The organism is Gilvimarinus polysaccharolyticus, from assembly GCF_001187555.1.
Classification (GTDB): Bacteria; Pseudomonadota; Gammaproteobacteria; order Pseudomonadales; family Cellvibrionaceae; genus Gilvimarinus; species Gilvimarinus polysaccharolyticus.
Genome location: NZ_LFIJ01000002.1, coordinates 903024 through 928604 on the forward strand (window position 1 = coordinate 903024; position 25581 = coordinate 928604).

Genomic DNA, 25581 nt, shown 5'->3' on the forward strand with positions numbered 1-25581 from the left:
GATTTTAAACCTATTCATCGGCAAGGTATTTTTATAATACCTGCGTGATGTTATACCTCTTGAGCCGCGCAGTAGCCACTGGCCCACGCCCACTGAAAGTTAAAGCCTCCGAGCCAACCGGTAACGTCTAATACCTCGCCAATAAAATACAACCCCGGCGCTTTTTTTGCTTCAAAGGTTTTGGATGACACCTCGTCGGTACTAACACCACCACGGGTAACCTCGGCGGTACGGTAACCCTCAGTGCCGGCGGGAGTGCAGCGCCAAGCGTGTAAACAGTTACTGATACGCTCTATATCGGCATTGCTAAGTTGTGCAACATTGGCCTCTAGCAAGATGGATAGTTGTTGAAATTCAAACCATGCCTGAATAAAACGTTTCGGTAAGTACTGACCCAACAGTTTGGTTAAACCGGACTTTTCGCCGTTATCGCGCCATTGTCGCAACAAGTCGCTAAGAGATTGGCTGGGTAAAAGGTCGATGATAAGCTCGTCGCCGGGGTACCAATAGTTGGATATTTGTAATACTGCCGGGCCGCTGATGCCCTTGTGAGTAAACAGTAACGCCTCGGCAAAGCGCTGTTGCCGGCACTCGATGCTAACCGGCAGCGCCACCCCGGCCAAAGCTTGCGCGAGCGTCAACAACTCACCTTTAAAGGTAAAGGGCACTAAGGCGGCTTCACGCGGTTTTATGCTTAAGCCAAACTGCTTGGCGATATCGTAACCCAGGCCGGTGGCTCCCATAGTGGGAATGGACAAGCCTCCAGTAGCGATTACCAATGACTGGCAACGCCAAGAGCCTAAGCTCGACTCTATTTGATAGCGGTATTCGTTAGCCGCTATTTTCTCGACCGCCTCGATATCGCACTGAGTGACAATATCAACGCCATATTGCTCGCACTCGGCCAGTAAAATATTAAGAATATCTTTAGCTTTGTTATCGCAAAACAACTGACCTAAGGTTTTTTCATGGTAGGCCAATTGGTATTTTTCAACTAGGGCAATAAAGTCCCACTGGTTAAAACGAGCCAGTGCTGATTTGCAAAAGTGCGAGTTGGCTGACAGGTAGTTGGCGGGCTCAATATAATAATTGGTAAAGTTACAGCGCCCACCGCCGGACATCAAAATCTTTTTGCCCACCTTGTTGGCATGATCAAGCAGCGCTACCCGTCGGCCACGGGCAGCGGCCGAGGCGGCACACATTAAGCCCGCAGCTCCCGCACCGATAATCACAACATCATAGCTTTGCATAAGGTCTATCGCTTAAAAAAGGCCATAATACGTGATCGAATACGGGATGTCTTGGTGGAGTTTTTACCAAGCTCGCCCAGGCTATGGCTGCAAAATTACAGCTCGCGCAATTTAATATCTCTAAACCAAACCTTATCGCCGTGATCTTGCAGCACAATATGCCCGCCGGGAGTTTTGCCAAACTCGGGCCACTCGCCAAACTTACTGGCCGCTATCAAGGCTTGCCACTGGCTGTTAAACATCTGCGTCTTGACCACTAGGTAGCCATTTAACCAGTGTTCGAGTTGGCCGTTGTTAATCACTAAGCGGGTACGGTTCCACTCGCCGGCAGGGTTAACGCTGACAAATCGACTTTTGATCAAGTCGTATAAATCGCCCGAGCGGTGCTTAACGATTTGACCATCCGGGTGACCGGTATTGTCCAGCAATTGATATTCGGGGCCACTTAAAAATGGGTATTCAAGTTCAGGGCGCTCTTTAACATTATAAATAATGCCGCTGTTGCCATTTTTAGCCACCTTCCACTGCAGCGATAGCTCAAAATTCTCGACCGGATTGGTGGTTAATACCAAGTCGCCGCCATCGGGTGTGGTCCAGCCGTCTTCGTCAGTATTACGGCCTGCTAGGTGTAGGGCGTTATCGTCAATAGTCCAGCGTTTGCCCAAAGACTCTCTGTTGTAATTGCGTAAATTGCTCAATGTTTTACCGTCAAACAATAATCGCCAACCGGCAGCTTTTTCAGCTGTTGTTAGACTGTTGTGGGCAACTTGGTAGTGCTGGTTAATGGTTACGGGTTTGTCTGCGGGAATGGCATTTAACGTGTACCACGCTTCCGTGGTCCATAACTCACGGTTTTGTGCGCTTACAAAAGGACGCTTAATACGAAAGTACACTAGGTGATTTTCTTTTAAGCCGTCGAGCTTAAATTGCGCGCGGGTGCGATCATCCGACAGTGAAAATGCCGCAACATTGAGTGGGCCTTTGTCGATTTTAGGGCCGCCGTATTCAGCCGTTGGCTGGTAGCGCCACTGAATTATCTCAAAATCATCGGCGCTGATATTGGCGCTCTCGGCGACCGGCTCGGTAAAGGTGATCTCAAAGCCGTCGCTGCGGGCACTGACGCTGAGCATTTCAAACGTCGACGCGCCGTTGTAAGTGAGCCGCTGTAAACCGTACCAACCTTTACCGGCGTGGCTCCAGTTGCCCGGGTTGCCGACGCCGCCGACAATCAACGAGCCATCGGGCGCCCAACCCAAGCGATTAATGCCGGCTTCTAAGCCTTGAGTAAAACGGAACACGGCGCCTTGTAGTCGGCCGTTCACCCGCTCGGCAAACACGCGCTTAATACCGCCGTGAGTTACCTCGCCGTGAATCATTTGATTTTGATAGGGGCCAAGATTCAGTGGTGCCGGCTCGCTGGGAGAGTTGCCGATTTCATCCTGCGGTAGCCACACTACCGGTAGCATTTCTGGTAAGTTGGCGGTGCCGGCAAAATCCACCGAGCGCGAGCCGTACCAAGCCCCCTCGGTTAGCTCGACAACTTTACTGGCAGGTAGCCAGTCACCTTGGTTGTCGGCGATAAACATTTTTTGATCCACACCAAAACCAATGCCGTTGGGGGTGCGCAAACCATTGGCGATAAATTCTACGGTCCCGTCGGTTTTGCTGATCTTCATCGCGCTACCACGGTTGGCCGCTTGTGGATCGGCGCTGGCACCGCCGGGCAAAATGGCCGTGGCAAGAGTGGCGTAAAAATAACCGTCTAGGTACTCCAAGCCAAAACCAAACTCGTGAAAGTTTCCGGTAACGCCCCAATCATTGGCGACTTTTTGGTATTCATCGATAATGTCATCGCCGTTGAGATCCAACAAGCGCGTTAACTCTTGTTTTTGCATCACGTAAATATCGCCATCGACAACCTTTACGCCAAGAGGTTCGGCTAAACCACGGGCAATACGTTTGACGATTATCTGCTCTGGTGGTGCGTCAAAGTTAGACACTAAATACACCGAGCCCTCTGGGTCCCAGGTAGATACCACCATGCGACCATCGTCTAAAAAGTCGATGCCACCGACCATCGGCTCAAACTCTTTAGGCCGCGCCTGATGCAGATCAAACGACGGATGCACACCGGCCACTTCGTGCCGATCACCGGGAATGGTTTTAATAATGTCCGGATCGGTAATCACCGCTTTGACTGGGCGAGCGTCATCCACGGTGGCCAATAACATAGATTCTGGCACTAGCTCAAACTCGCCGTTGGCTGGATTCTTCCATTGCAGCGAGAGCGCTGCACCGCCGGTGCCCTGAAAGAAGATAATCTCCAGCGGGTGAATGCCCGGCGCTAGCGAAATCTCGGTGTCCATCGGGTCGGGACCGTGAAAGCCCCAGTGATCAATCACCAACTCGTCATTTAAAAATAAATACGAGCCGTCATCGCTGACCAAACGCAAGGTGGTATTCAGAGGCTCGGTAAGGTTTAAGTTGGTTTTTACCTGATACGCAAAACGCTCTTTGATGGGCTCAAAAGCATCGACATCGGGTAAGTGCAATTGCGCTGTAAGAGCGGCCAGTGCCGGTGGCGTGCTCCGCAGAATGTCGACGTTGGGTTGATCGCCACTAAAGTAGTGCAGGTACACCATCGCCCCTGGGGTGTTTTCGCTCAGCGTTGGCGTCTCGGGTTTTAAGTTTATCGCGATGGCCGGCTGGCTCATTGGGCCGGTATTGCTATTGCCCGTGTCGGCCTCGGGTTTAAGCGCGAGAATATACTCAACCATCTGCGCGGCATCTTGCTCGCTCAAACTGGCATGAGGCGTCATGGGCACTTGGCCCCAATTGCCGGCACCGCCAATAATAATTTTATCGCTCAGTGTGGCAACGGCATTATCCTCATTGGCGTAGCGCGTCGCGATGCTGAGGTATGACGGCCCAACGGTTTTCACCTCGGCGTTATGGCACGCGGCGCAGTCACTGTTCTTAATCAGAGTGAGCCCTGGGTGCTCGGCACTTTCATCGGCAGGCTCAGGCTCTGCGGCGGCTGGCGGCAATGGCGGGTAGGAGAGCGTCAGAACTGTGGTGCCGTTGCTCAAACGTAACGTGTCGCCCTCAATAGTGCCGTCGCCTTTAACGTCATAGCTTTTCGGTAAAGTTAAACCGGCCAACGTGGCTTGTTGTTTACCGGTAAGGCCGCTGACCTCGAAGGTGCGGGTGAGTATTATCCCGTCGGCCGACAGCGCGTGACTGGGGGTTTCGATAATAGATACATCACCATGGCCAAACTCTAATTGGGCGCTGTCGCCATTGAGTCGATAACCTTGATAGTCGATACCGTCAGCCCAGTGGCTGGCGCCGTTTAATAAATAATTGCGAGCGGGGGTCGTCGGTTGTGGCCCGTGCTTTTGGTCATACACCGCCCCCGAGAACTCCACGCTGCCATCCCACACTTTATACAACTCACCGCCGTCGGTGTCGTAAGCGACGCTTAAGCTATCGTCTAGCCGCACCGTAAGTACGCGGGGCTTGCCGTCGAGTACCGAGCGAAATGCTGGCATTGGGCCGGTTAATTCAGTACTGGCGGTGGTATGTGGCGCTGTGTCAGGGGTGCAGGCGTTTAACGTGATCCCGCTACAGACTAAGGTCAGTAAGGTTAAACGCGTAGATAAGGTCAGCATAACGTTCTCCGAAGCTCACTCGTTATTATCGATTTTTGATTAAGGTGCAGAGTGTGCCATGACGCTGGAGATCAAAGTGGCTGAATACGTTTTCATAAGCTTATTTAAGATGTCTATTAACATATCATTACAAACGGCGCAGTAATTCGGTACCTATTAATCCGAGCAGACCGATTTGTGCAAACAGCGCCACACCATAAAAATAACTGCGCGGGCTGGGGTTTTTCTCGGTCGCGATGGCATAGTAAAGCGCCATATGAATGATACGCGCTAAGGCGTAGACCATAATAAAAATACCAAGCCAGCGTGGGTTAGCGCCGACAAACACCGCTAAGAAGGCGCTGCCAATAAACAGCGGAAAATTTTCTAGCGAGTTCATAAAGGTGCGGTTGGCGCGAAATACAAAAGAATCGTGGGATAGGTGTTCGTCCATTTTGCCCGGTACGGAACCTGACTGTTTTGCTTTACTCATGGCGGCGACAGTCGCCTGTACCAGCAAGGTTATTAGAGCGACATAAATCCAACTATAAGCAAATGTGTAATCGAGAGGCATAAAGTGTTCCTTTTGCGTTTTTTGAATAGATTATTCGCGCGAGCGCTTAATCCAGATCAGTAAGCGATTATTGGCCGGCATGGCGTGATCTTGGTGTAAGTGTAGATCATGGCGCAGGGCCGCTTGAGTGACTTCTTCGATATTGCGAATACCGCTGGCCGGATCGCGCTGGCGCAACATAGCGTCAAAGGCGCGGTTACTCTCGCTGGTAAAATCGCCGTGGTAATTAAACGGGCCATACAAGGCAAAGATACCGCCTTCGGGTAAGTTTTCGCCCACCAGCTTTAACATGTTTTGCAGCAGTGGCCAGCTGACAATATGTGCGGTGTTGGCCGAATACGCAGCATCGTACTCGCCGGGCCAGCAAGGCTCGTTTAAGTCTATGGCGATAGGCGGTTTTAAATTGGCGCTGGGCTTGGCCGCAAGCCAGGCGTTGATGCCGGCATGGTTAACGGGTAGGTCGGCGGTTTGCCAATCCAGATGCGTTAAGGTTTTGGCAAAGTGCACGGCGTGTTGCCCGGTACCGCTGCCAATTTCTAATACGGCGCTACGGTCGGCAAAGGCGTCGATTAATAGCTTAAGGATTGGAGTTTTGTTGTTTTCGCAGGCTTGTGAGTAAGGAGATACTGCTGAGGGGGTGTTAGTCATAAAATTGTGATACGCATCTAAAAACAGAGCGTTTACTTTGACGCAATAGCTTAATTAGATCAAGTTTCCACGGATATAACCGTTTACATTCTGAGGGAGCTTTTTATGTCAAATAAAGGATTGCTAGCATTTCCTACTGTTTTTATTTTCTTATGTTCATACTCGATTGCGTCAGAAACTCCGACCGAGAGGGACTTAAAAGAGGCAGAGGCAAGACTTGCAGAGCAGCAATTTGCCGAACAGTACCGTCGTCAGCATCAGGCTCAAAATCAAATCCAGCAGCCGGAATATGATGGACCTATGGAGGAGGTTTATACACAAGGGCAGCGGCCGACGACGCCATCAACATATTATCCGAATGTCGGTGATATTGTAGGGTCTTCGCAGAGTGGTCCACGAAGCTCTCAAGGGAGTGCTTCTTCTGCCCAGCCAAATAACGTCAATGACAATTCTCGTGAGTCAACAAAAAATAAAATATGTAAGGCAGAGGCGAAAAAGGCATTTAACACTTGCTATGTTGACCGTATGGAGAATACGAATATAGTGATTTCTGCCTGTTCTGTTGCCGAGTATGCGTTTGGCCGTAGCGAGTCCTGTCGCCTTCAGAATGAGCGGTGGAAAGAAAGTGCTATCTTAATTTGTAACAATGTCGAGCTTGATTATTATATTTATAATTGTCCGGAGGCATTATGAATCACTCGGAGAGTATCAATAAAAATAGGATTAAAGTTGGCAGCGTGATTGCGTTTCTAGTGCTGGCAGCGGTGTTACTTGTTTTGTGGTCAGGCCAGCTGAACGGCCTATCCTTACAGCTTGGCCTTAAGCACACGAATAAACCCGAGCCAGTGGAGCATAGTGTAGGTGTGAATGGGACAGAACAAACTCAGGAGTTTGGTCCGGTCGTTGCGGACGCGGAGGTGCGGGAAGTCGGCGAACCCATGGGTGAATTACTCAGACGGTATGAACACAGACAGGCCGAGTACGAGCAATATGTAGTGCCGTGGGAGCGACAGCACGGGTATATACCTTTAGACCAGCGATCTGTTTATGAGGGGTACTCCATCTCAACCCTTGAGGCATTAGGCGATGAGGGTGATTTGGCGGCATTATATGTACTCGCCAAAAAATTGGATGACATGGCTACTCAATCGACGGGAAATCCTGATCGATGGGAGCATTACAACAAGCGTGCTAAGGCTATTCGTGAAGAGGCAATAACCCTAGGTGCGACTGAGCCTTTGGTTAGCGCAGGGCGTATGGCAGAACGTGGAGTTAGCGGTTTATTTCGCGGTACAGATGAAGAGATTAAACCTGAATTTATTCAGGCGGCAACTTACTATTATGCAGCACTAAAGCTGGGGGATTTACGGGCGCCTCAACCTATAAAGTCTATGTATGAGGGTGAGCCTGCCATGCTTAAAAATCACTGGCCTGAAATCGATCAAAAATCTGATGACTTAGTGGCGAGTATTCGGGCCTCGCAAGTAGAGCTAGGTATCGAAACCGAGCCACAGATGCCTGAAATTGTCGAATGGAGCTATCAGTGGCTGTTGGACAACTTTGTGGAGGTTGGGCCTTAACGCTGAAAATACTCCGCGATATTTTTTCAGTGTATTATTAATTGAGAAATGTGACCCCAAGCAGTGCAAGAAATAATGACGGCTTGGGGAGGTGCCTAATACTTAACACTACAACCATAGGCGCGGGTGGCCGGCGCGGCGACAGGCTGGCCAGCCATTGCCGAATCGAGTGCCGCGACTAAGTAGTTGTGCGAGTCGGGAATCACCGCCGGGTTGGCCGAGTCGTTATCGTCGATTGCTCCGGCGTAAACGATTTTGCCTTCAGGGTTAATGACAAACATATGGGGCGTCGTTTTGGCGCCATAGTCGCGACCCATATTGCCGTCGGGATCTAACAAAAAGGCGGCACTGGCGTTTAGCGTGTGACTGCTCGCTTCGGTTATGGCTTCAGTCGGCTCTAGGTAGCCCTGCTTGCCTTTGGCCGATGAAATAACGGTTAGCCAGTTAACGTCTTGCTCGGTGTATTTTTTTTGCAGTGCTTGCATATTGCCGCTGCCGTAATGTTTGCGCACGTAGGGGCAGTCTTTATTAAACCACTCCAACACTAACCACTCACCTTTATAATCGGCCAGCGAGTGCATGTTGCCCGCCGCGTCGATTTCAGAAAAACTTGGTGCAGGCTCGCCGGGGGTGGCGACTGCAAAACTAAAGCTGGGCAAAGCCAATGCAGCGGCAAATAACAGCGGGCGGATCGGGTTACGAATGCTCATATTGGGTCTCCAAGGTTAGCTTATTCACTATCAAACAGCTTGTTGATCATGCGCTCTTGCAGCAGCTGCGGCAACAGTTGCGCCTGCTGGGCACCCGCAGGATACCAGGCGTAAACGGGTAGCGAGTTGCGCCCAAGTGCCTCTAACGCTGCGGTAATTTCTGGATCAAAGCGAGTCCAGTCGGCGCGTATCGCCAGGACATTATGCCGCGTAAATAATGCGCGGGTGTGATCGGTTTCTAACACCAGCTTTTTATTCACTTGGCAGGTAATGCACCAGGCGGCGGTGTAATCAATAAACACGGCTCGGCCTTGTGCGCGGGCCTCGGCAATAGCGGTTTTATCGTAGCTTTGCCATAGTTCACTGGTGGTTTGTGGCGCGGGTGCTTCGGCCTGCATAATCGCTGTGCCTGCGGTAACAATAGCGACAAGGGCGATGACGATGGCCAGTAATGATCGAATACGGCCAGCATCGCGCGCCAGCCATAACGTAAAGGCCAGGGCAAGCAACAGTGAGGTGCCGAGCACCCAGCCGATGTCACCCACCAGTTTACCCAGTACCCATAACAACCAAATCACTGTGGCGTACAACGGAAACGCAAACAACTGCCGCAAGGTGTCCATCCATGGGCCGGGTTTGGGTAAGCGTTTAAGCAATGCAGGTGATGCGCTTAGCAGTAAAAAAGGTGCGGCTAAGCCTGCGCCAAGCCCAATAAATATCGCCAGCGCTTGCAGCGTGGGTAATACCGCGGCCGCGCCTAATGCGGCACCCATAAAAGGCCCAGTGCAGGGCGCGGCGATAAATACTGCCAGCACGCCGGTGGCAAAGGCGCCGCCGCGCGAGCCACCGGCCAAGTTCATGAGGCGGTGGCCAAACTCAAACACGCCGCTAAACGATAATGCCATAAGCCAAAATAATACTGCCAGCGCCAATACCACCGGCGCCGATTGCAGTTGAAAACCCCAGCCGATAGCGCTGCCGCCTGCGCGTAGTATGAGCAACAGTGCGCCCAGTAAGGTAAACGTTGTCAGTACTCCGGCGCTGTACAGTAAGCCTTCGCGTATCCGCTCGGCGCGGCTTACTCCCGGTTGCATCAGGCTAAACACTTTGATGGACAACACCGGAAACACGCAGGGCATTAAATTGAGAATAACGCCGCCGGCGAAAGCCGCCAGTAACAGAAGCCACAGCGCCGAGTTGCCGGCAGCTGTTGTCGGGGGCGCTACGGGGTTGAGTGGGACACTGTCAAACTGCCAAGCGCGGCCCTCTTGGGCGATGACAAAACCACTCGTTTTTGGTGCGCTAACACCGGGCTGGGTGACAAAGCGCAGCGTATAACCCGAGTTGGTTTGGCTCACGCGGGGTTGCTGGGCGCCAAGCCAATCGCCATTTAACGGAAACACCTCTGGCGCGACGCCTTTGCCGGTGATGCTTAGGCTAGCGCTGTCAGTCGTCGCTGTCAGGGAGTTAGGTTGCCAAGGGCTATTGGCCCCCGCCTGTGGTACCCGCGCGTTAAAAGTATCAAGTAACGCTTTATCGGGCTCGGCCCATTGTGTGGTATCGGCTACTGGCCATGCCCCCTTGATTTGACCAAAACCCGGAATACAGTCGACTTTGCACACCAGCCACTCAAGGTTTACTTCCAGCTCAACGGTGCTTGCGCCCGCCTCTGGGGTGATCTCAAATAAATAAGCGACATTGCCTTGGTAGCCGAGATTGGTTAAGTGCTCGATGTTCAATCGTGTCGGAAACGGCCATTTGATGGCGCCGCTGTGAGCGCCTTTGCTGGTGATATCAAAGCGCGGTGCAGCGCCCGAGTCGCCAGCATTTTGCCAGTACACATGCCAGTGCGGATCGACCTCAAAGTAAAAGCCGACGGTTGTACTTTGGTCTGAGGCAAATTGACTGGGTACGAGTAAGCGCACCTTAACGTGATCGCCCGAAGCCTCGGTGGTGGCGCCTGCCGATTGACACGCCACACCTAGCAGCAGTGCGAATAGCATTACAGGTTTTAACCAGCGACGGATCATGAGGTTCACCCAAATAAAAACATTTAGTTATAAAAGCTGTGCTGTCATAAAACGATAACAGCTATCAATCACGATAACCTACCGCAAAAAATCAAAAACAACACGTCACCCTGCAGGATCTCGTTTGAGGCCTTGCGGCGAATGATTGACTTTACCAGCCGACGATAGGAAAAAGTATGAAACGCACCGTTTTTCGTTGTAGTGCGCTGATTGCTGCGCTAATGCTTACACTGCTTACGCATCGGGCCGCCGCCGCACCGGACGGGGTTGCCCCATATATAGAGTTACAGCGCGAACTGTTTTTGGCCGGCCTGTATTTGGCTGAGCCTGCCACCAGTGCGCAACAGGCGATTGCGCAGTACGGTTCGCGGTCGATGGAAATTCGTTTTGTCGCCGATCAGATGACGGCAGGTAAGCTGTCGCGTTTGTTTTTACAGAGCATCGCTATTAATAACTCAGTTGCGGCGCAGCGCGCCAGTGGTAAATCATTGGCGACATTTTTTAATGCCTTTAAAGGAAGCTTGCGGGCGGGGGATATTCTCGCCATTAGTGAGCGCACCGATGGCGGCGGCGTCAATGTTTACCTTAACCAGCAGCCTCTAGTGAATATAACCGACCCTAACTTTTTTAATTTGTTGTTGGCGACTTGGATTGGTTCGGTGCCGCCCAGCCGAGAATTCAAGCATGCCTTGCTGGGTAACTCGGCACCAGGGGATATCGTGCGTTATATCCAGCTATCAACGGCAGAAGATCGTTTGAGCTTGGTGGAGCAATGGCAAAACCCAGCTCCAGTGGTTGCGAATACGGCTGAGCCTATTCAGGCTCCGGCGCAGCAGTCTGTATCAACGGTTCCGACGCAAGCGGCATCTAGTGTTGCCAGCGAGCAAGCCGAGCGGCAGTTAAGCATTGCGGCAATACCCGAGCCTGTAGCCGATGCCGCTAAGCCTGCGCCGCCCACACCTGTTGCGGCAAACCCTCTTGCCATAGAGTCCGAGCTTGAAGATGAGGCGGTGGAGTTAGGCGTAGCCTCGATAGCCTCTAACCCGCTATTGGCTGAGGCGAGCCAAAGCATGGCGCTCAGTGCAAGCCCAGAGCCAGAAGAGGATTTACCCGATTTTTCGGTGCAATCGCTTGAGCTATTACAAGATTACACCGCGCAGCTGGTGGCGCTGACCCACGCAGAGATCAAATACCCACGCCGCGCCATGAAGTTGCAGCAAACGGGCAGTGTGCGGATGGCGGTGGTGTTGGGCAGCAAAGGAGCAGTGCTTGAAGTGCAGCCGCTGTTGGAGTCGGGCTATAAACAGCTGGATGATGCGGTGCGTCGCGCCATAGAAAACGCGGCCCCTTACCCGGCGATTCCCGCAGGCTTAATGACCGAACATTTTGAGTTTGTCTTTCCCATTACCTTTATGTTGGAGCATTCTTAATAGCGGTTTGGGTAGGTAGCTATAGAGGAGCTGGTCTATACTCAGGCTATGTAATACCCAATCTGAGTAAATTATGGCTAATAACAGCACTTTGCTGCTTATCTTAGCGCAGGTTCTGGTGGTTGCCGTTATTGCCGCCATTTTTCTGGGACTGCTGCTGTGGCGTGTACGCCGCCGTTACCGGCGGCTGCTTAGCGTCTATGCCACGCTCAAGCGCGAGGTGGATCAAGGCGATAGCGCATCGGCGGAACACTCTGCTACTGACCCGTCATCGGCGGTGCGAATCGATTGGCCCACCCTAGAGGCCGATGCGCTGGCTCGTTATCAAGCCTTTGCTCAGAAAACCTTGGGTGATTACAGCGTTGACGATCCCTTTAGCGCACGCATTGCCTCGATCCGCTATCACTACCTACAGGCTGAGCAGCAAGCCGAAAGTTCACATACAGAGCATGAGCGCTGGCAACTGCTAGAGAAAGCGTTGTCCAAGCTGGTCAGTATTATCGTCAGTAGTGGCAAACCATTAGAGGCTCACGACGCGGATAAAATCTCACTGCTGCGCGAGCGCATGAAAGCCTTAAAAAACGTTGAAAAAAGCAACGCCGATCTGCGTGGGCAAAACCAGCGCTACGATGATGAGCTTAAAAGACTGCGTCAGTACTATCAAAAATATCGCGCAATACTGGCCGAGGCCGGTGCTCCTAGTATTGATGAAGGTGCAACGGCGCACAGTAATAACGCCACAATAGGCTTAAACGAAGCCCATGAGAATCAGCGCCAATTAGTTGATGATATGCATGGCCATATAAACAGTGAACCGCATAAAACGATCTATCAAACTCGCGAGGGTGTGCACGAACAGGTAGATGAGCTAAAAGCCGGCGTGACAGATTACGATAAAAATCTAGCAAAATTACACCAATCATTGCACCAAAACTCAGAGCTAGACAAGCTGACAGTAATAGAAAGCCTGCGAGGCAATAACCATCGACAACGTAATACCATTACTAACTTATACCAAGAGCTAAACGAGCTACGACATTCACTTAATGATAAGTCGAGTGATAAAAACGAACAGACAAAATCGTTAGAGCGAATGTTAAATGAGTGCGAAAGCTGCATTGCTACTTTGGAAAGCGAGGTGGCTTATTTGCAAGAAGCCCTTGAGCAGAGTGAGGCCGAGGCAGAAAAAAATGCCAACTTGCAGCCGGATGACGGCATAGTGCTGGCCGAAGTGTTGTTAGATTTTTCGAAGAAAGTGGTTGAAAATACCAATCCAGATGAGGTGTTGGCAGAGGTGGCCGATACTTTTGCGCAATTAAATTTACCTTATATGATAGGGATAACTTTTGCTGGCAAGACGGATTTTAGCGGCTCGGCCAATTTAGATAATGCATTGCTGCGAAAAAAGCTAGCTGATATCTCCGGCTCTAGCTTTCAAGAGCGCAATACCGAAGGGCTATTTTTTTCGCGACCTTGTTTGCAGGTGTTTATCCCCGAAGAGGCACTGGTCGATTTTGATTTTAAAGAGTTGACGCATGTTTTAGAGGTAATGCATACACTGGTTAAACTGCAGTTGCAGCAACATTTAGTGCGTAAAAAATTAGCGGGGCAAAAGAGAAAAGTGTCATTGTTAGCCGACCAAATACGTACTGGGGTTGCTAATATTGATATTCAGTACGCGTATCAAACCGAAGAAGTTAAAAATATTGTGGCATCTTTTCTGGGCGAACTTGAAGAGTTGTTGCCGGGATTGGGCTTAGATGACGAGATACATGCAGTATACAAAAATATATTGGATGAGACGCAGCAGCGGTTTGCGTTGTTACACGAAGCCGGTTCGAGTATCGATAATGAATTTTCGCGCCTGTCGGTTTCACTGGATGAATTACTGCAGCAATAATGACAGCACAGAGTTGTTGGGGGCGAGCTAGATCGTTTAAAACTATTTATTTAAACGATCTAGCGTCAGAGGCCTAATAAAAAGTAGCGTTATTAAAACAGTACCCGGCAGCGAATGGTGCCTTCAATATTACGCAGCTCATCTAATGCTGTTTCACTGTAAGGCGAGTGAACATCCAGCACCACGTAACCCACTTTGTCGTTCGTTTGTAGGTATTGCGACGATATATTGATGTTGTTGTTGGAGAACACCTGGTTAATCGCCGACAGTACGCCCGGTACGTTAGCGTGTACATGCAGTAAACGATGGGCGTGCGGGTGCTCGGGCAGCGCCACCTCGGGGAAATTGACCGAAGTGGTCGTGGTGCCGTTATCGGAGTAGCGCACTAACTTCTCGGCAACTTCAACGCCAATGTTTTCTTGTGCTTCGGCTGTCGAGCCACCAATATGCGGAGTGAGGATGACGTTATCAAGGCCGCGCAATGGGCTGATAAACTCATCGTCAGAGCCTTTAGGCTCAATCGGGAACACATCAATGGCGGCGCCGGCAATATGCTTATTTTTGACCGCGGCGGCCAAGGCGTCAATATCGATCACGGTGCCACGCGAGGCGTTAATTAAATAAGCGCCTTTTTTCATTAGCCCCAATTCGCGCTCGCCGATCATGTCTTTAGTGGCGCCAGTTTCGGGGACATGCAAACTAATAATGTCGGCTGTTTGCAGCAGTTCATCTAACGAGCGAACTTGCGTGGCGTTGCCTAGTGGTAGCTTGGCGACAACGTCGTAAAATTTAACTTTCATGCCCAGCGACTCGGCCAGTACGCTGGTTTGGCTGCCGATCGAGCCGTAGCCGATCAAGCCTAAGGTTTTACCGCGAATCTCGTAAGAGCCAACGGCCGACTTTAACCAGCCACCACGATGACAGACGAGGTTCTTCTCGGGGATGCCGCGCATCATCAAGATCGCCTCGGCGATCACCAATTCGGCTACCGAACGAGTGTTGGAGTAAGGCGCGTTAAAGACGGCGACGCCGTGCTCTTGGGCGGCCTGTAAATCAACCTGGTTGGTGCCGATGCAGAAGCAGCCAGCGGCGATAAGCTTGGGGGCATTATCCAGCACGCGACGAGTTAGTTGGGTGCGCGAGCGCAGGCCGACAAAATGAGCGTCTTTAATGCGCTCGATCAAATCGTCTTCTGACAGTGCGGTTTTTAGGTAGTCGATGTTTTGGTAGCCTGCCGCGTGCAGTGTTTCGATGGCGGACTGATGCACGCCTTCTAGTAGTAAGAACTTAATTTTGCTCTTATCCAGTGACTTCTTGCCCATAAAACAAAGACCTCAACTTACGCGTTGCCAGAGAATGAAAGGGGGATGGTTGCTCTGGCCGGCGCCGCCGTCAGAGGCGCGAATGATAGCATAAATATCAACCCTCTGGGCCAGCGGCCACGGCACAATATGGGTATTTAACGCAGGCGAATATCGCTCACCTCTATGGCAAACCCCGTGCTCAGTGGGCGGTAATGCCACTGCACATCAAGATCAAACAGTGCCATGGCATAGCTGCGCGCAGGGTCTGGGGTTTGGTATTGGGGCCGCGGATCTTGCGCCAATAGTTGGCGAAGCAGTGTGGCAAGCTCGGTGTTTAACCGCAGGCTGTGTTGCTGGCACTGGCTAACAGCATTGGCGCTAAAGCTTACGGCAAGGGTTACGGGGGCCTCGGGAGCTACTGGGTTGACGGCATTGGGCAGTGAATCGGTGTAGGGCACATAGGGCTTTACGTCTAAAATGGGCGTTCCATCCAGCAAGTCGTGGCCGCTGATGGCCAGCGTGGCGGTGGCGCCGGTAATGATCACTGCATCGAGCTTGACCACCGATAAACCAATAGGGTTGGGCCGTACCGGTGAGCGGGTGGCAAAAACCCCCAAGGTTTTATTACCGCCCAAACGTGGCGGGCGCACTCGTGGACGAAACCCAGTGGCGCGGTTGGCGTGAAACACAAACTGCAACCATAGGTGCGAGCACCCCTCTAAGCCCACAAATGCCTGAGCGTCATTATAAGGCGAATGAAATTCAACCGTTGCGCTGGCCGCAGGTGCCAAGCCGCTTTGGCGTGGAATGCCAAACTTGTCGGTAAAACAGGAGCGCACGACTCCGATAGGCTCAAACTCAAACATGACGCGTATCTGTTGCTGAATAAAGTTTGCATAGTACCCGATTGTGCCGCGTCTTACAGGTGGCCTTACTGGGTTGTGTATACTGGCGCTAAGGTGTAAATCGCCCGTTTGGTGGTGTTGATAAAGGAGAGCTTTATGCTGAAGTGCGTTATGTCGAAGTCGATTCGTTACGCTGTTGCGGGGTTGTTTAGTATCAGTGCAAGCGCTTGGGCCGAGGTGAGTGAGATCATTGATTACACGTATTATGAGCTTGATGAATCCGGCATCGGGCTGCCATTAAAAACGCAGCTGGATAATGCCACACCCATCGAGCGCGATGGCCGCAAGCTGCACGGTGATACTCGCTGGAAGCTGGATTGGCGTTTTAGTACCGAGGCGTTGGCCGATGGCGGCTGTAAAATCACCGATATCGATATCAACTTAGACGCTCTGATTTATTTGCCCGAGCTGGGCTACCGCGATGAGGCGTTACAGGCCGAATTTAATCGCTACGCCGAGGCCCTGCAGCGGCATCAAATTGGCCATTATATTATTGCGATTCAAGCGGCCAATAAAATTGATATAAGGCTAACGTATATGGAGCCGAGCAGTGATTGCGATAGCGCGCGCGATCAGGCGCAAGCCATGGCGGTAGAGATCGAGCGGGAGCATCGAGAAAAAGCAATCGCCTTTGATGAGAAAACTCGTTATGGCGCAGAGCAAGGTGTGAGTTTTGCTGCATCTGAGGTTGCTGAATCTAAAGAGCCGTTGGCGCAAGAACCGGCAGCGGACGAATAACCTATTAATAAAACCCCTCGTATTGATCGAGTCAGTACGAGGGGTTTATGCCAGTGTCAAAGACTAAATTTTGCCGTCCGAAAAACCTTAGAGGTTATCGTTCAAATTTTTAGTTCTGATCCACGCTAAGCCATGCGAGTGCGGCGGCGGGGTCGTCAAAGTGTTCCATTTTGCCGGCGATAAACCAGCCGCCCACTTTGCTCGCGACATCGATCCAACGTTGATCGCCAACAATGGCGACCCGTTTAAATGCTTTGCGGTGCTTGGCGCCTAATTTAAAATCATCCCACGCGGCGCGCAACTCCCAGCCCTCTAACTCGCGAATATCGACATAGGCCATCAAGTCGGGGTCTTCCAATCCTGCTAGAGCATTGTCTAGTAAGGGGGTAATTTTTTGGTAATCTTCGTGGGTGAGTTTGCCCGATACTTTTAGCGATAGAAAAAAATAATTATCGATCCGCTCAATGCCAATATGAAAGCCGTGCCTGTTCATGCTGCGCTCCTATAACGAATGGTTGCAACGCTCGAGTACAAACCAGTATAGCCGCTAATGCGCACTATGGCAGGGGCGTTTATGGTGTTGTATATATGGTAAATCATATGTACTATGGCGCCTGATGTAATGAGGTTTGCAATGGATCCCGTGAGTTTTTACAAATGTTTGGCAGAGCCCACTCGGTTGCAGTGCCTGCTGCTAATAAAGCAGTTGGGCGAGTTATGTGTGTGTGAGCTCACGACGGCGACTGACGTAAGTCAGCCCAAAGTATCACGGCACCTAGCGCAATTGCGTGAGTGCGGTTTGTTGCACAGCAGTAAACGAGGTCAGTGGGTGTTTTATCGTTTGGCTCACACAGTGCCGGATTGGGCCACGCAAGTACTGGGGCAAACTCTGGCTGGCAATAAAGCGTGGTTACGTGAGCCGTTGGCGCGTTTAAAGCGCATGGCTGATCGGCCTTCGTGCTGCCCATAGCTTAATCTTTGGCTGAACCCGCAGCCATTATTTTTAACTGTAAATATATGATATTTCATATATATTAAGGAATATGACATGAAAATTTTATTTGTTTGCACTCATAACGCTTGCCGTAGCGTATTGGCCGAAATTGTTGCTCGCAAACTGGGTGCCGGACGCTTACAAAGCGCCAGTGCCGGCAGCGCCCCAGCCGGGCGTATTCACCCGCTAACTCTCGATTATTTAACCACCAAGGGCATCGCGACCGATGGCTTAAGCAGCCAAGGTATGGATGAGTTTGAGAGCTTTGCCCCAGATTTGGTCATTACCGTTTGTGATCGCGCGGCAGGGGAGAGCTGCCCGCTGTGGATGGGCGATACCGCCAAAGCTCACTGGGGGCTACCCGACCCGTCACACACCGACGGTGGCCCAGCCGCCGTTACCGCTGCCTTTGATAATGTGTACCAGCTCATAACTCGGCGTATTGAGCGCATGCTGGATGAGCCGCTCGAATCAATGTCAGCGGCCGAGTTGCAAGCTTTAGCAACCCGCGTGGCCGAGCAGGTGCCAGCATGAGTGACTTGCCCAATATTAACCCCGAGGCTTTTGCCGAAATAGACGCCGCCCGTTTGGGCAACCCAAATGCGCGGCCCCCCAAAATTTTATTGTTGTACGGTTCACTGCGTGAGCGCTCGTACAGCCGGTTAGTGGTTGAGGAGGCGGCACGTTTGTTGACCGCCTATGGCGCCGAGACGCACATTTATAACCCTGCGGGTTTGCCCTTGCCCGATGGTGCTGAGGCCGATCATCCCAAAGTTGCCGAGTTGCGTGAGTTAGCCAGTTGGTGTGACGGCATGGTGTGGTGCTCGCCCGAGCGCCATGGTGCTATGAGCGGCATAATGAAAGCGCAAATAGATTGGATCCCACTGAGTATTGGTGCCGTGCGCCCCACCCAAGGTAAAACGCTGGCGGTGATGCAGGTGTGTGGTGGCTCGCAATCGTTTAATGCGGTCAATCAATTGCGCGTGCTGGGCCGCTGGATGCGAATGCTGACGATCCCCAATCAATCGTCGGTGGCTAAAGCGTTTTTGGAATTTGACGATGACGGCCGCATGAAGCCCTCGGCTTATTATCAGCGCATTGTCGATGTGGTAGAGGAGCTGATGAAGTTCACTTATTTGGTACAGGGGCGCGAGGCTTACTTGGTGGATCGCTATTCAGAGCGGGTAGAGTCGGCGGCTGAACTCAGCGCGCGGGTTAATCAAAAAAACATATAGGAGCAAGCTATGGGTATGTTCGAGCGATGGTTATCTCTGTGGGTGGGGCTGGCAATTATCGCCGGTGTGGCACTCGGCAGCACACTGCCTGATGTGTTCACGGTGGTTGCCGCTTGGGAGTGGGCCGGGGTTAATGTGCCGGTGGCTATTTTAATTTGGTTGATGATTTACCCCATGATGGCGCAAGTGGATTTTGCCTCGATCAAACAAGTGGGCGCCAATCCCAAAGGCTTGGCCTTAACGCTGTTAATTAACTGGGCCATTAAGCCCTTCACTATGGCCGCGTTGGGTGTGCTGTTTTTTAAATACGTGTTTGCGCCCTGGGTCGATCCGGCCACTGCCGAAGAGTATATCGCCGGCATGATTTTACTGGGGGTGGCGCCTTGCACCGCCATGGTGTTTGTCTGGAGTCAGCTGACCCGTGGCAACGCGACTTATACGTTGGTACAAGTGTCGGTTAACGACGTCATTATGGTGATCGCGTTTGCGCCTATTGCCGGTTTGTTGCTGGGCGTTACCGATATCGAGGTGCCGTGGCAAACGCTGTTGGCATCGGTGGTGCTGTATGTATTACTGCCGCTAATGGTGGGGGTGTTAACACGCTACGGTATATTCCGTCACAACGAGGCGGCTCTGGCGAGTTTCTTGGCGCAGGTTAAGCCGCTATCTATTATTGGTTTGATCGCCACGGTGGTGTTGCTGTTTGGTTTTCAGGCGCCACGTATATTGGCGCAACCTATGGCCATTGTGATGATTGCCATTCCCTTGCTGCTGCAAACCTACGGTATTTTTGCCTTGGCTTACTGGTGGGCAAAACGCTGGCGCTTAAGCCACGATATTGCCGCACCGGCCTGTATGATTGCCACTTCAAACTTTTTTGAGTTGGCTGTGGCGGTGGCCATCTCGCTATTTGGTCTGCACTCGGGGGCGGCGCTCGCTACCGTCGTGGGGGTGTTGGTCGAGGTGCCGGTTATGTTGTCACTGGTGGCGTTTACTAATCGCACCCGGCACTGGTTTTAATGCATTTATTTGAGCTTGCTTAGGCAAGCTCAATGCAGGCGCGCTCGCGTGCGCTGCGCTCTAAAACATCGATCATACCCACCACCACTAGAGCTTGCTCGGGCTGGACTAAAAGCGCTTCGCCGATGGTTAAGTGGCGGTAAACGTTATCGTAAAAATACGAGTAATTACCGCTCACGGTGGGGTAGCTGGTTCGGCCTTGCTCAAGGTGAATAAACCCCCATTGATGAGGCTCTTCGGCGGCCCAGTCGTTGTGCGCGGGAATTGTACCGGCCGCTAGACGGCTCTCTTGTACATCGGCCACAGTTTTAATGTAAGAGCCTTGGTCGCCATGCATAACATACGCCGGTGCTGGCTCACGGGCCAACATACTGGCTTTAAGTACACATTTGTGGCTTGGGTAATCTAGCCGTATATCAAAGTAATCGCAGCTGCGTGCGCCATCGCGCTCAATGCGCAGGTCGGCGTATACCGAGCTGGGCAAGCCAAACAGCATTAAACATTCATCAATTAAGTGCGAGCCTAAATCGTACAGTAACCCCGCACCTGGGCCCGGCTCTTCTTTCCACTTTTTAGCGCCGGGCGCGGGTCTAAAACGGTCGATGCTAGTGGCAAAGGTATTGAGCTTACCTAGAGTTTTATCGTGCAATAATTTTTGCGCGGTTAAGTAACCCGATTGCAAACGGCGATTGTGAAACACCGTTAGCATAAGCCCTTGTTGTTCGGCCAGCGCTATTAGCTTGCGGCCTTCATCCAGGGTGCAGCTGAAGGGTTTTTCAAGCACCACGTGTTTGCCCGCGCGCAGCGCATCGCGGGCCATAGGGTAATGCAGTGCGTTGGGGGTGTTGACCACCACAATGTGAATCGTTGGGTCGTTTAGTACTTGCTGTAAGTCGGTAACTACGTGTACATCTGGGTATTGCTCTTGCGCGCTCTTACCGCTGCGTTGCACCACACTGGCGAGCTTTAAGTGAGGGCAAGCAGCAATAAGTGGGGCATGAAAAACCTGCCCCGACATACCGTATGAGGCTAGCGCCACATTAAAAATTTGGCTCATGTAATTGCCGCCCTAATGATCTTACGACTTGCCCAACATACGTTTTAGGGTGTTGTCTTTAATAATGTAGTGGTGCACAAGCGCGGCAAGCGCGTGCAGGCCGATAACCCAATAAAATATTGTGCCGGCCAACTCGTGAGCCTCTTTAATGGTTTTGCTTAAGGCTTTGTCGGGCTCGATTAAATGCGGCAGCTCTAAACCCCAAAACGGAATTGGCCGGTCGGCGGCGCTTAACATTAGCCAGCCGGCTACCGGCATAGTAATCATAAAGCCGTACAGCAGCCAATGTACGGCGCTGGCCAGCCAGTGTTGCCAGCGGGGTACGGCTGGGGTAATGGCGGGTTGAACATTGACTAGGCGCCAAACTAGGCGAAGTGTCACCAAGGCTAATACGCTAAGCCCCAGCATAAAGTGCCAAGTTTTTAGTGCATCGCGTATATCACTGCCGCGTGGAAACTCTTCGTGTAAAAACACACAAGCGTACACGCCAATTAAAAGTACTAACATCAACCAATGAAAAGCAATGGCTACCGAGCCGTAGCGCTGTTGTGAATTTTTTAGCATGTGCGTCTCCTGCATTTTGGGCTGTTGTGCTTGTTAATTTAAATTTTTTTAGAATGTAGTGTGGCCATCATTAACCTTGCCAGAGCATAAGCCGGTCGGCTAAGTAGTGCATCAGGCCATACTATAGCGCGAATTAAGCCTGTGTAGTGGGCCGCGCTCAGGCAATCTATTGGGCGGTTACGGGGGCGCCCTATCGGGAGCATAAAGCCGTTGGCCATGCGCGGCCAGCCCTATCAAATGATGCCCGATCACATTTTAAGCTTTTGGCGGTTTTATGTATTACACTTGATAAATCTCAGTTTAGGACTAATCGGGAGTTTGACCGATAACAAGGAGTCGTTGTGATGGTTGCTCGTACCTTTTTGGCAAAATTAGTTGCCCCTATGCTGCTGGCTGTTGTGGTGTCGCCGGCGGTTACCGCAAAAAGCATTGCCGGCGAGGCAATCGCTGTTGATCTGCAATCGCTCGATTGCGCGATAAGCCCCAATTCGGCCTCTGCCTCTTTGCCCTTGCCAGGCTCCGTTCCGTTAGTCGACTACGAGCAAACCCTTTACCCTTGGGTGATAAACCGCGAATACGCCGCTTTAGGTTGGTGCCACGACAAAGAAGTGCGCGATACCGGCCCGTTTGTGGATGGCCAGTACCATGGCACCCACCCAGCGGTGCTGATTTATTACTCACCTAACATGATGGCGTGGTTGCTCAACCGCGAGCAAGGTATTGCCGGTGATATCCCCGATGGCGCGATGATTATTAAAGAGATGTACGGCGCGCCGGCGCAAATCTACCGCGATATACGCCGTCTTAAAAGCGCGGATGAGTCCGAGTCGCTGCGGCTGCAACAGCTTGCGGACTGGACGGTGATGGTGAAAGACGCCAACGCTTCAAGTGATGGTTGGTTTTGGGCCAGTGTCTCGGCGCCCACCTTGGTAGACGGCAAATTACAAAGCCAAAAAGAGGCGGTTAAAGCGCAGCTGGATACCCGCGAAAACAACAACCGGGAAAACTCCTACGTGGCGACCAATGGCGTTCGCCTGTCCGGTTTTGGCATGCCCTGTCTGCGCTGCCATGCCTCGGCCGAAAATGAGCTCACCTTTGCCAGCCTGCGCAACATTAAGGGCTTTGAGGCTAAGGGTGATCCGTTGCGGTTTCTTGACGACAACTCTTGGCGCACTGCCAGCCACTTTGCTAAGTATCCGCTATCGTTGCTGCTGGACGATCCAGAATTAAAAACCATATTCGATATTCCGCTGGCGCAATTGCCTTGGTCTACCCAGCAGCGTGTGAGAGGCGCGGCTGTTAATGCCTCGTTTAACGAGCACGACCGCGATGCCCAACTGGATGCGGCCGCTCACGCCAAGTCTCAAGCCGCAGAAACCCCGAGTAACGAGGCTTACATCAACCAGTCTTTTCTGCAGGCGTTCCCGCAAATTCCTAAGTTAAAAGCCGATCAGATTAAAAAGTTTCCCCAGCAGTGGTTAGATCATGTGGTGCAAAAAAGCGGTAAGCCGCAAGAGTATGTCACCTCGGATAATTGCCTTGGTTGCCACGGTGGCTTAAGCGCCGACACCTTTGGCACCACCATGTTTGTTGCCACCGGCCCCGAGTATGGCGATGGTTTTGATATCTCGGAATACGGCGAGTGGCGCTGGTCGCCTATGGGTTTGGCGGGTCGCGACCCTATTTTTCACGCTCAGCTAGAAAGCGAAATGGCAATTTTGGATGAAAACGCCAAACACCCAGAAGCATCTGGCTTAAAAGGCCCGTTAAAAGAAACCAAGCAGGCCGTAAATAACACCTGCCTGAGCTGTCACGGCGCCATGGGCCAGCGGCAACTAACCCTAGACGCGCACAACAACGAGAGCTTAGATAAAAACTTTAAAACCGATTATTTTTATTATACCGAGCAGCTATCCTCGGCCGAAAAGCCCAGCCAAGAGGAGCAGCAATATCATCAATACGGCGCGCTCGCTCGCGAAGGCATCAGCTGCATGGTGTGTCACAGTATTGATGGGCCAGACGCGCAAGCCGTATCAAGCTGGAACCCGCCCACCGGTTGGGTCAGCTCGGGCGTGGCAGATAAAGAGCTGGCGTACTTGTTGTTTCATAACTCCACCGGGCGTTTTGATAGCAGCGATGCCGGCACACTCAACGGCCCCTTCGATGTAGCGCAAAAGCCAATGGAGCATGCGTTAAATATAACGCCCAGCAAAAACGACTTTATTAAAAAGTCGGAATTGTGCGGTACTTGCCACACCATTAATCTGCCCAATATTGGCTCTAGCGATACCAGCTTGCCAGTACTGCAGGCCGCCGAAGTTAACCCGGCGTTTGCCGAGTACCCACACTCTATTGAGCAAGCAACCTTTTTAGAATGGCAAAACAGCGCCTTCGCCCAAGGCGATACCGCTCAGAGCTGTCAGGATTGTCATATGCCCTCAAGCTTTGCCAGCGACGACATTTCGATTGAAGAGCTGATTAGCAAAATCGCCACCATCGAAGACAGCAACTACCCAGACGCCGACCACGGTTTAGCGGCCGACGAAATTGCCGTGCCGTTTCGCAAAGAGTACAAGCGCCACACCCACGTGGGGTTAAACGCCTTTTTGTTAAGCATGTTTAAACAGTTTGAGCCAATACTGGGAGTCGCCCCCAAAAGTTATATGACCGGCGCATCCGAGGCCGGGGTTGATTTGGCGCTAGAGAGCATGAAGCTGCAGGCGCGGGACAGTACCGTCGACATGAGCATCGATAAAATCCGTTTTGCAGAAAACACCTTAGTGGTCGATGTAACAACAAAAAATAAAACGGGGCACCGTTTCCCCAGCGGCGTGGCGTTTCGGCGTGGCTTTATCGAGCTGTTAGTAAAAGACGGCGACAATCTTATTTGGAGTTCGGGGCGCACCAATGATGCCGGTGTTATCGTCGATCACTCGGGCCAGCCTTTAACCACAGAGTTTTTACCCAATGGCGATTGCGGCCACCCGAATAACCAACCCGCCGGCTGTTACCAAGCGCATCATCAGGTTATTACCAGCGATAAACAGGTACAAATTTACGAAGAGCTAAACCGCAATAAAGCCCAGGAGTTTACCACCAGCTTTATTCACCGCGTGCACACCGTTAAAGATAACCGTTTGCTGCCCGACGGTTGGCGCGACTCATCGTTCTTTGAGCCACAAGGCGAGGTGATGACTCAATTTATGGAGGCGACAGACCCACACTTTGTGGGCACCGATCCTGATTACCAAGATCAAGGCGCAGGTTTTATCGGTAAAGATTCGCTGCAGTACCGTATCGACTTACCCGCGCAGTACCGGGGCAAACCGCTTACGGTAGAAGCAACTATGTATTACCAAGCGATACCGCCGTATTGGTTAAAGCAGCGTTTTGATTTAGCGCCCAACGGCGAGGCCACCCGGCGTTTGCATTATTTGGCAAGCCGTTTGAATCTTGAGGGGACTATTTTTAAACAGTGGAAGTTTAGGATTAATACCGCTAGGGGGGTGGTTGAGCCGTAACGGCTCAAGTGTGTTTGGGTTGAGAGCATGATTGAGGTTCGTGTGGTTGGAGCTTTGTAGAGAAGTTAACTTATTTATGGACGCTGTGGAGTGCCGCCGAGGCGGGCTTTTTGTATGCCCGAGTCGCCGGGCGTGGCGAGTTACTTTTCTTTTGTTTGGGCAAAGTAAACTAACTCCGTCGCTCCTGCGCTTCCTTGCGCTCGCGGCATTAGTGCATCCATGCACGTCAAAGCCCACCCCGGCGCCCGGCCCTTCGTCGCTAAGCGTCCGGCCAGTAAGCACAGCTTACTGTCGTTCGATTACACACAAAGCAGCGCTTTGTAAACGCTAGATCTCACCCCTCATTCCTGCAAATTTTAGAGGGCCGCATCGACAGGCCGCGGCCCAGGCCGGCCTCTCTGCCTTCGGCATTCACCTTCTCCATGGCGTGGCGATGCTTGCGCAAACGCAGCCCAGGCTGCCCTCTCTGTC

21 protein-coding genes are annotated in these 25581 nt (G+C 51.8%); 10 read left to right on the top strand and 11 right to left on the bottom strand.

Going from position 1 to position 25581, the window contains the following annotated elements:
* Window positions 1–50: 50 nt before the first annotated feature.
* From GILYN3_RS12530 to GILYN3_RS12545, 4 genes are all read right to left on the bottom strand, one after another.
* The gene (locus tag GILYN3_RS12530) at window positions 51–1250 is read right to left on the bottom strand and encodes a BaiN/RdsA family NAD(P)/FAD-dependent oxidoreductase (RefSeq protein ID WP_049723303.1); all 1200 of its coding nucleotides are present in this window, start codon (window positions 1248–1250) and stop codon (window positions 51–53) included.
* Window positions 1251–1345: 95 nt separating this feature from the next.
* Entirely contained in the window at window positions 1346–4921 is a 3576-nt protein-coding gene (locus tag GILYN3_RS12535) for a family 16 glycoside hydrolase (protein ID WP_049723304.1), read from the bottom strand.
* 127 nt (window positions 4922–5048) lie between these two features.
* Entirely contained in the window at window positions 5049–5474 is a 426-nt protein-coding gene (locus GILYN3_RS12540) for an MAPEG family protein (RefSeq protein ID WP_049723305.1), read from the bottom strand.
* Window positions 5475–5504: 30 nt separating this feature from the next.
* Window positions 5505–6122 (bottom strand): DUF938 domain-containing protein, encoded by a 618-nt coding sequence (locus GILYN3_RS12545; RefSeq protein ID WP_049723306.1) that lies wholly within the window; start codon window positions 6120–6122, stop codon window positions 5505–5507.
* Window positions 6123–6227: 105 nt separating this feature from the next.
* On the opposite strand from GILYN3_RS12545, the gene GILYN3_RS12550 reads away from it, so the two are divergent.
* The gene (locus GILYN3_RS12550; RefSeq protein ID WP_049723307.1) at window positions 6228–6815 is read left to right on the top strand and encodes a hypothetical protein; all 588 of its coding nucleotides are present in this window, start codon (window positions 6228–6230) and stop codon (window positions 6813–6815) included.
* Window positions 6812–7702 (top strand): hypothetical protein, encoded by an 891-nt coding sequence (locus GILYN3_RS12555; RefSeq protein ID WP_049723308.1) that lies wholly within the window; start codon window positions 6812–6814, stop codon window positions 7700–7702. Before GILYN3_RS12550 ends, GILYN3_RS12555 begins: the two co-directional genes overlap by 4 nt.
* 95 nt (window positions 7703–7797) lie before the next feature.
* On the opposite strand, the gene GILYN3_RS12560 is transcribed toward GILYN3_RS12555, so the two are convergent.
* Window positions 7798–8412, bottom strand: coding sequence for a thioredoxin family protein (locus GILYN3_RS12560; RefSeq protein WP_049723309.1), 615 nt, complete (start codon window positions 8410–8412; stop codon window positions 7798–7800).
* Window positions 8413–8432: 20 nt separating this feature from the next.
* A complete protein-coding gene (locus tag GILYN3_RS12565) occupies window positions 8433–10442 on the bottom strand; it encodes a protein-disulfide reductase DsbD family protein (protein WP_049723310.1) in 2010 nt (669 codons plus the stop codon).
* 176 nt (window positions 10443–10618) lie between these two features.
* On the opposite strand from GILYN3_RS12565, the gene GILYN3_RS12570 reads away from it, so the two are divergent.
* Together GILYN3_RS12570 and GILYN3_RS12575 are read left to right on the top strand one after the other, a co-directional pair.
* Window positions 10619–11872 carry a TonB family protein gene (locus tag GILYN3_RS12570; RefSeq protein WP_049723311.1) on the top strand — a complete coding sequence of 418 codons (1254 nt, stop codon included), beginning with the start codon at window positions 10619–10621 and terminating at the stop codon, window positions 11870–11872.
* A 73-nt stretch (window positions 11873–11945) separates the two neighbouring features.
* Window positions 11946–13772, top strand: coding sequence for a hypothetical protein (locus GILYN3_RS12575; RefSeq protein ID WP_049723312.1), 1827 nt, complete (start codon window positions 11946–11948; stop codon window positions 13770–13772).
* 92 nt (window positions 13773–13864) lie between these two features.
* On the opposite strand, the gene serA is transcribed toward GILYN3_RS12575, so the two are convergent.
* Both serA and tsaA read right to left on the bottom strand, forming a co-directional pair.
* Entirely contained in the window at window positions 13865–15094 is a 1230-nt protein-coding gene (gene serA / locus GILYN3_RS12580; RefSeq protein WP_049723313.1) for a phosphoglycerate dehydrogenase, read from the bottom strand.
* A gap of 137 nt (window positions 15095–15231) precedes the next feature.
* Window positions 15232–15942, bottom strand: a complete 711-nt coding sequence (gene tsaA, locus GILYN3_RS12585) for a tRNA (N6-threonylcarbamoyladenosine(37)-N6)-methyltransferase TrmO (protein WP_049723314.1) — start codon at window positions 15940–15942, stop codon at window positions 15232–15234.
* Window positions 15943–16077: 135 nt separating this feature from the next.
* Here tsaA and GILYN3_RS12590 point away from each other — a divergent pair, with 135 nt between their 5' ends.
* Entirely contained in the window at window positions 16078–16719 is a 642-nt protein-coding gene (locus tag GILYN3_RS12590) for a DUF922 domain-containing protein (RefSeq protein ID WP_049723315.1), read from the top strand.
* Between the two features lie 109 nt (window positions 16720–16828).
* On the opposite strand, the gene GILYN3_RS12595 is transcribed toward GILYN3_RS12590, so the two are convergent.
* Window positions 16829–17212 carry a SpoIIAA family protein gene (locus tag GILYN3_RS12595; RefSeq protein WP_049723316.1) on the bottom strand — a complete coding sequence of 128 codons (384 nt, stop codon included), beginning with the start codon at window positions 17210–17212 and terminating at the stop codon, window positions 16829–16831.
* A 141-nt stretch (window positions 17213–17353) separates the two neighbouring features.
* Between GILYN3_RS12595 and GILYN3_RS12600 the strand changes: the two genes are divergently transcribed.
* From GILYN3_RS12600 to arsB, 4 genes are all read left to right on the top strand, one after another.
* Window positions 17354–17689, top strand: coding sequence for a metalloregulator ArsR/SmtB family transcription factor (locus GILYN3_RS12600; RefSeq protein ID WP_049723317.1), 336 nt, complete (start codon window positions 17354–17356; stop codon window positions 17687–17689).
* Between the two features lie 78 nt (window positions 17690–17767).
* A complete protein-coding gene (locus tag GILYN3_RS12605) occupies window positions 17768–18247 on the top strand; it encodes an arsenate reductase ArsC (protein ID WP_049723318.1) in 480 nt (159 codons plus the stop codon).
* Entirely contained in the window at window positions 18244–18948 is a 705-nt protein-coding gene (arsH, locus tag GILYN3_RS12610) for an arsenical resistance protein ArsH (protein ID WP_049723319.1), read from the top strand. The genes GILYN3_RS12605 and arsH overlap by 4 nt, the downstream gene beginning before the upstream one ends.
* A gap of 9 nt (window positions 18949–18957) precedes the next feature.
* The gene (gene arsB / locus GILYN3_RS12615; protein ID WP_049723320.1) at window positions 18958–19968 is read left to right on the top strand and encodes an ACR3 family arsenite efflux transporter; all 1011 of its coding nucleotides are present in this window, start codon (window positions 18958–18960) and stop codon (window positions 19966–19968) included.
* 19 nt (window positions 19969–19987) lie between these two features.
* On the opposite strand, the gene GILYN3_RS12620 is transcribed toward arsB, so the two are convergent.
* Entirely contained in the window at window positions 19988–21025 is a 1038-nt protein-coding gene (locus GILYN3_RS12620) for a Gfo/Idh/MocA family oxidoreductase (protein ID WP_049723321.1), read from the bottom strand.
* 21 nt (window positions 21026–21046) lie between these two features.
* Window positions 21047–21589 (bottom strand): cytochrome b, encoded by a 543-nt coding sequence (locus GILYN3_RS12625; protein ID WP_049723322.1) that lies wholly within the window; start codon window positions 21587–21589, stop codon window positions 21047–21049.
* Between the two features lie 344 nt (window positions 21590–21933).
* On the opposite strand from GILYN3_RS12625, the gene GILYN3_RS12630 reads away from it, so the two are divergent.
* A complete protein-coding gene (locus GILYN3_RS12630; RefSeq protein ID WP_049723323.1) occupies window positions 21934–25110 on the top strand; it encodes a hypothetical protein in 3177 nt (1058 codons plus the stop codon).
* The last annotated feature ends 471 nt before the right edge of the window (window positions 25111–25581 follow it).

What these genes read in the sequence shown, in the direction of transcription:
- GILYN3_RS12530 (WP_049723303.1), bottom strand. Translation starts at nt 1,250, where the DNA reads ATGCAAAGCTATGATGTTGTGATTATCGGTGCGGGAGCTGCGGGCTTA.
- GILYN3_RS12535 (WP_049723304.1), bottom strand. Translation starts at nt 4,921, where the DNA reads ATGCTGACCTTATCTACGCGTTTAACCTTACTGACCTTAGTCTGTAGC.
- GILYN3_RS12540 (WP_049723305.1), bottom strand. Translation starts at nt 5,474, where the DNA reads ATGCCTCTCGATTACACATTTGCTTATAGTTGGATTTATGTCGCTCTA.
- GILYN3_RS12545 (WP_049723306.1), bottom strand. Translation starts at nt 6,122, where the DNA reads ATGACTAACACCCCCTCAGCAGTATCTCCTTACTCACAAGCCTGCGAA.
- GILYN3_RS12550 (WP_049723307.1), top strand. Translation starts at nt 6,228, where the DNA reads ATGTCAAATAAAGGATTGCTAGCATTTCCTACTGTTTTTATTTTCTTA.
- GILYN3_RS12555 (WP_049723308.1), top strand. Translation starts at nt 6,812, where the DNA reads ATGAATCACTCGGAGAGTATCAATAAAAATAGGATTAAAGTTGGCAGC.
- GILYN3_RS12560 (WP_049723309.1), bottom strand. Translation starts at nt 8,412, where the DNA reads ATGAGCATTCGTAACCCGATCCGCCCGCTGTTATTTGCCGCTGCATTG.
- GILYN3_RS12565 (WP_049723310.1), bottom strand. Translation starts at nt 10,442, where the DNA reads ATGATCCGTCGCTGGTTAAAACCTGTAATGCTATTCGCACTGCTGCTA.
- GILYN3_RS12570 (WP_049723311.1), top strand. Translation starts at nt 10,619, where the DNA reads ATGAAACGCACCGTTTTTCGTTGTAGTGCGCTGATTGCTGCGCTAATG.
- GILYN3_RS12575 (WP_049723312.1), top strand. Translation starts at nt 11,946, where the DNA reads ATGGCTAATAACAGCACTTTGCTGCTTATCTTAGCGCAGGTTCTGGTG.
- serA (WP_049723313.1), bottom strand. Translation starts at nt 15,094, where the DNA reads ATGGGCAAGAAGTCACTGGATAAGAGCAAAATTAAGTTCTTACTACTA.
- tsaA (WP_049723314.1), bottom strand. Translation starts at nt 15,942, where the DNA reads ATGTTTGAGTTTGAGCCTATCGGAGTCGTGCGCTCCTGTTTTACCGAC.
- GILYN3_RS12590 (WP_049723315.1), top strand. Translation starts at nt 16,078, where the DNA reads ATGCTGAAGTGCGTTATGTCGAAGTCGATTCGTTACGCTGTTGCGGGG.
- GILYN3_RS12595 (WP_049723316.1), bottom strand. Translation starts at nt 17,212, where the DNA reads ATGAACAGGCACGGCTTTCATATTGGCATTGAGCGGATCGATAATTAT.
- GILYN3_RS12600 (WP_049723317.1), top strand. Translation starts at nt 17,354, where the DNA reads ATGGATCCCGTGAGTTTTTACAAATGTTTGGCAGAGCCCACTCGGTTG.
- GILYN3_RS12605 (WP_049723318.1), top strand. Translation starts at nt 17,768, where the DNA reads ATGAAAATTTTATTTGTTTGCACTCATAACGCTTGCCGTAGCGTATTG.
- arsH (WP_049723319.1), top strand. Translation starts at nt 18,244, where the DNA reads ATGAGTGACTTGCCCAATATTAACCCCGAGGCTTTTGCCGAAATAGAC.
- arsB (WP_049723320.1), top strand. Translation starts at nt 18,958, where the DNA reads ATGGGTATGTTCGAGCGATGGTTATCTCTGTGGGTGGGGCTGGCAATT.
- GILYN3_RS12620 (WP_049723321.1), bottom strand. Translation starts at nt 21,025, where the DNA reads ATGAGCCAAATTTTTAATGTGGCGCTAGCCTCATACGGTATGTCGGGG.
- GILYN3_RS12625 (WP_049723322.1), bottom strand. Translation starts at nt 21,589, where the DNA reads ATGCTAAAAAATTCACAACAGCGCTACGGCTCGGTAGCCATTGCTTTT.
- GILYN3_RS12630 (WP_049723323.1), top strand. Translation starts at nt 21,934, where the DNA reads ATGGTTGCTCGTACCTTTTTGGCAAAATTAGTTGCCCCTATGCTGCTG.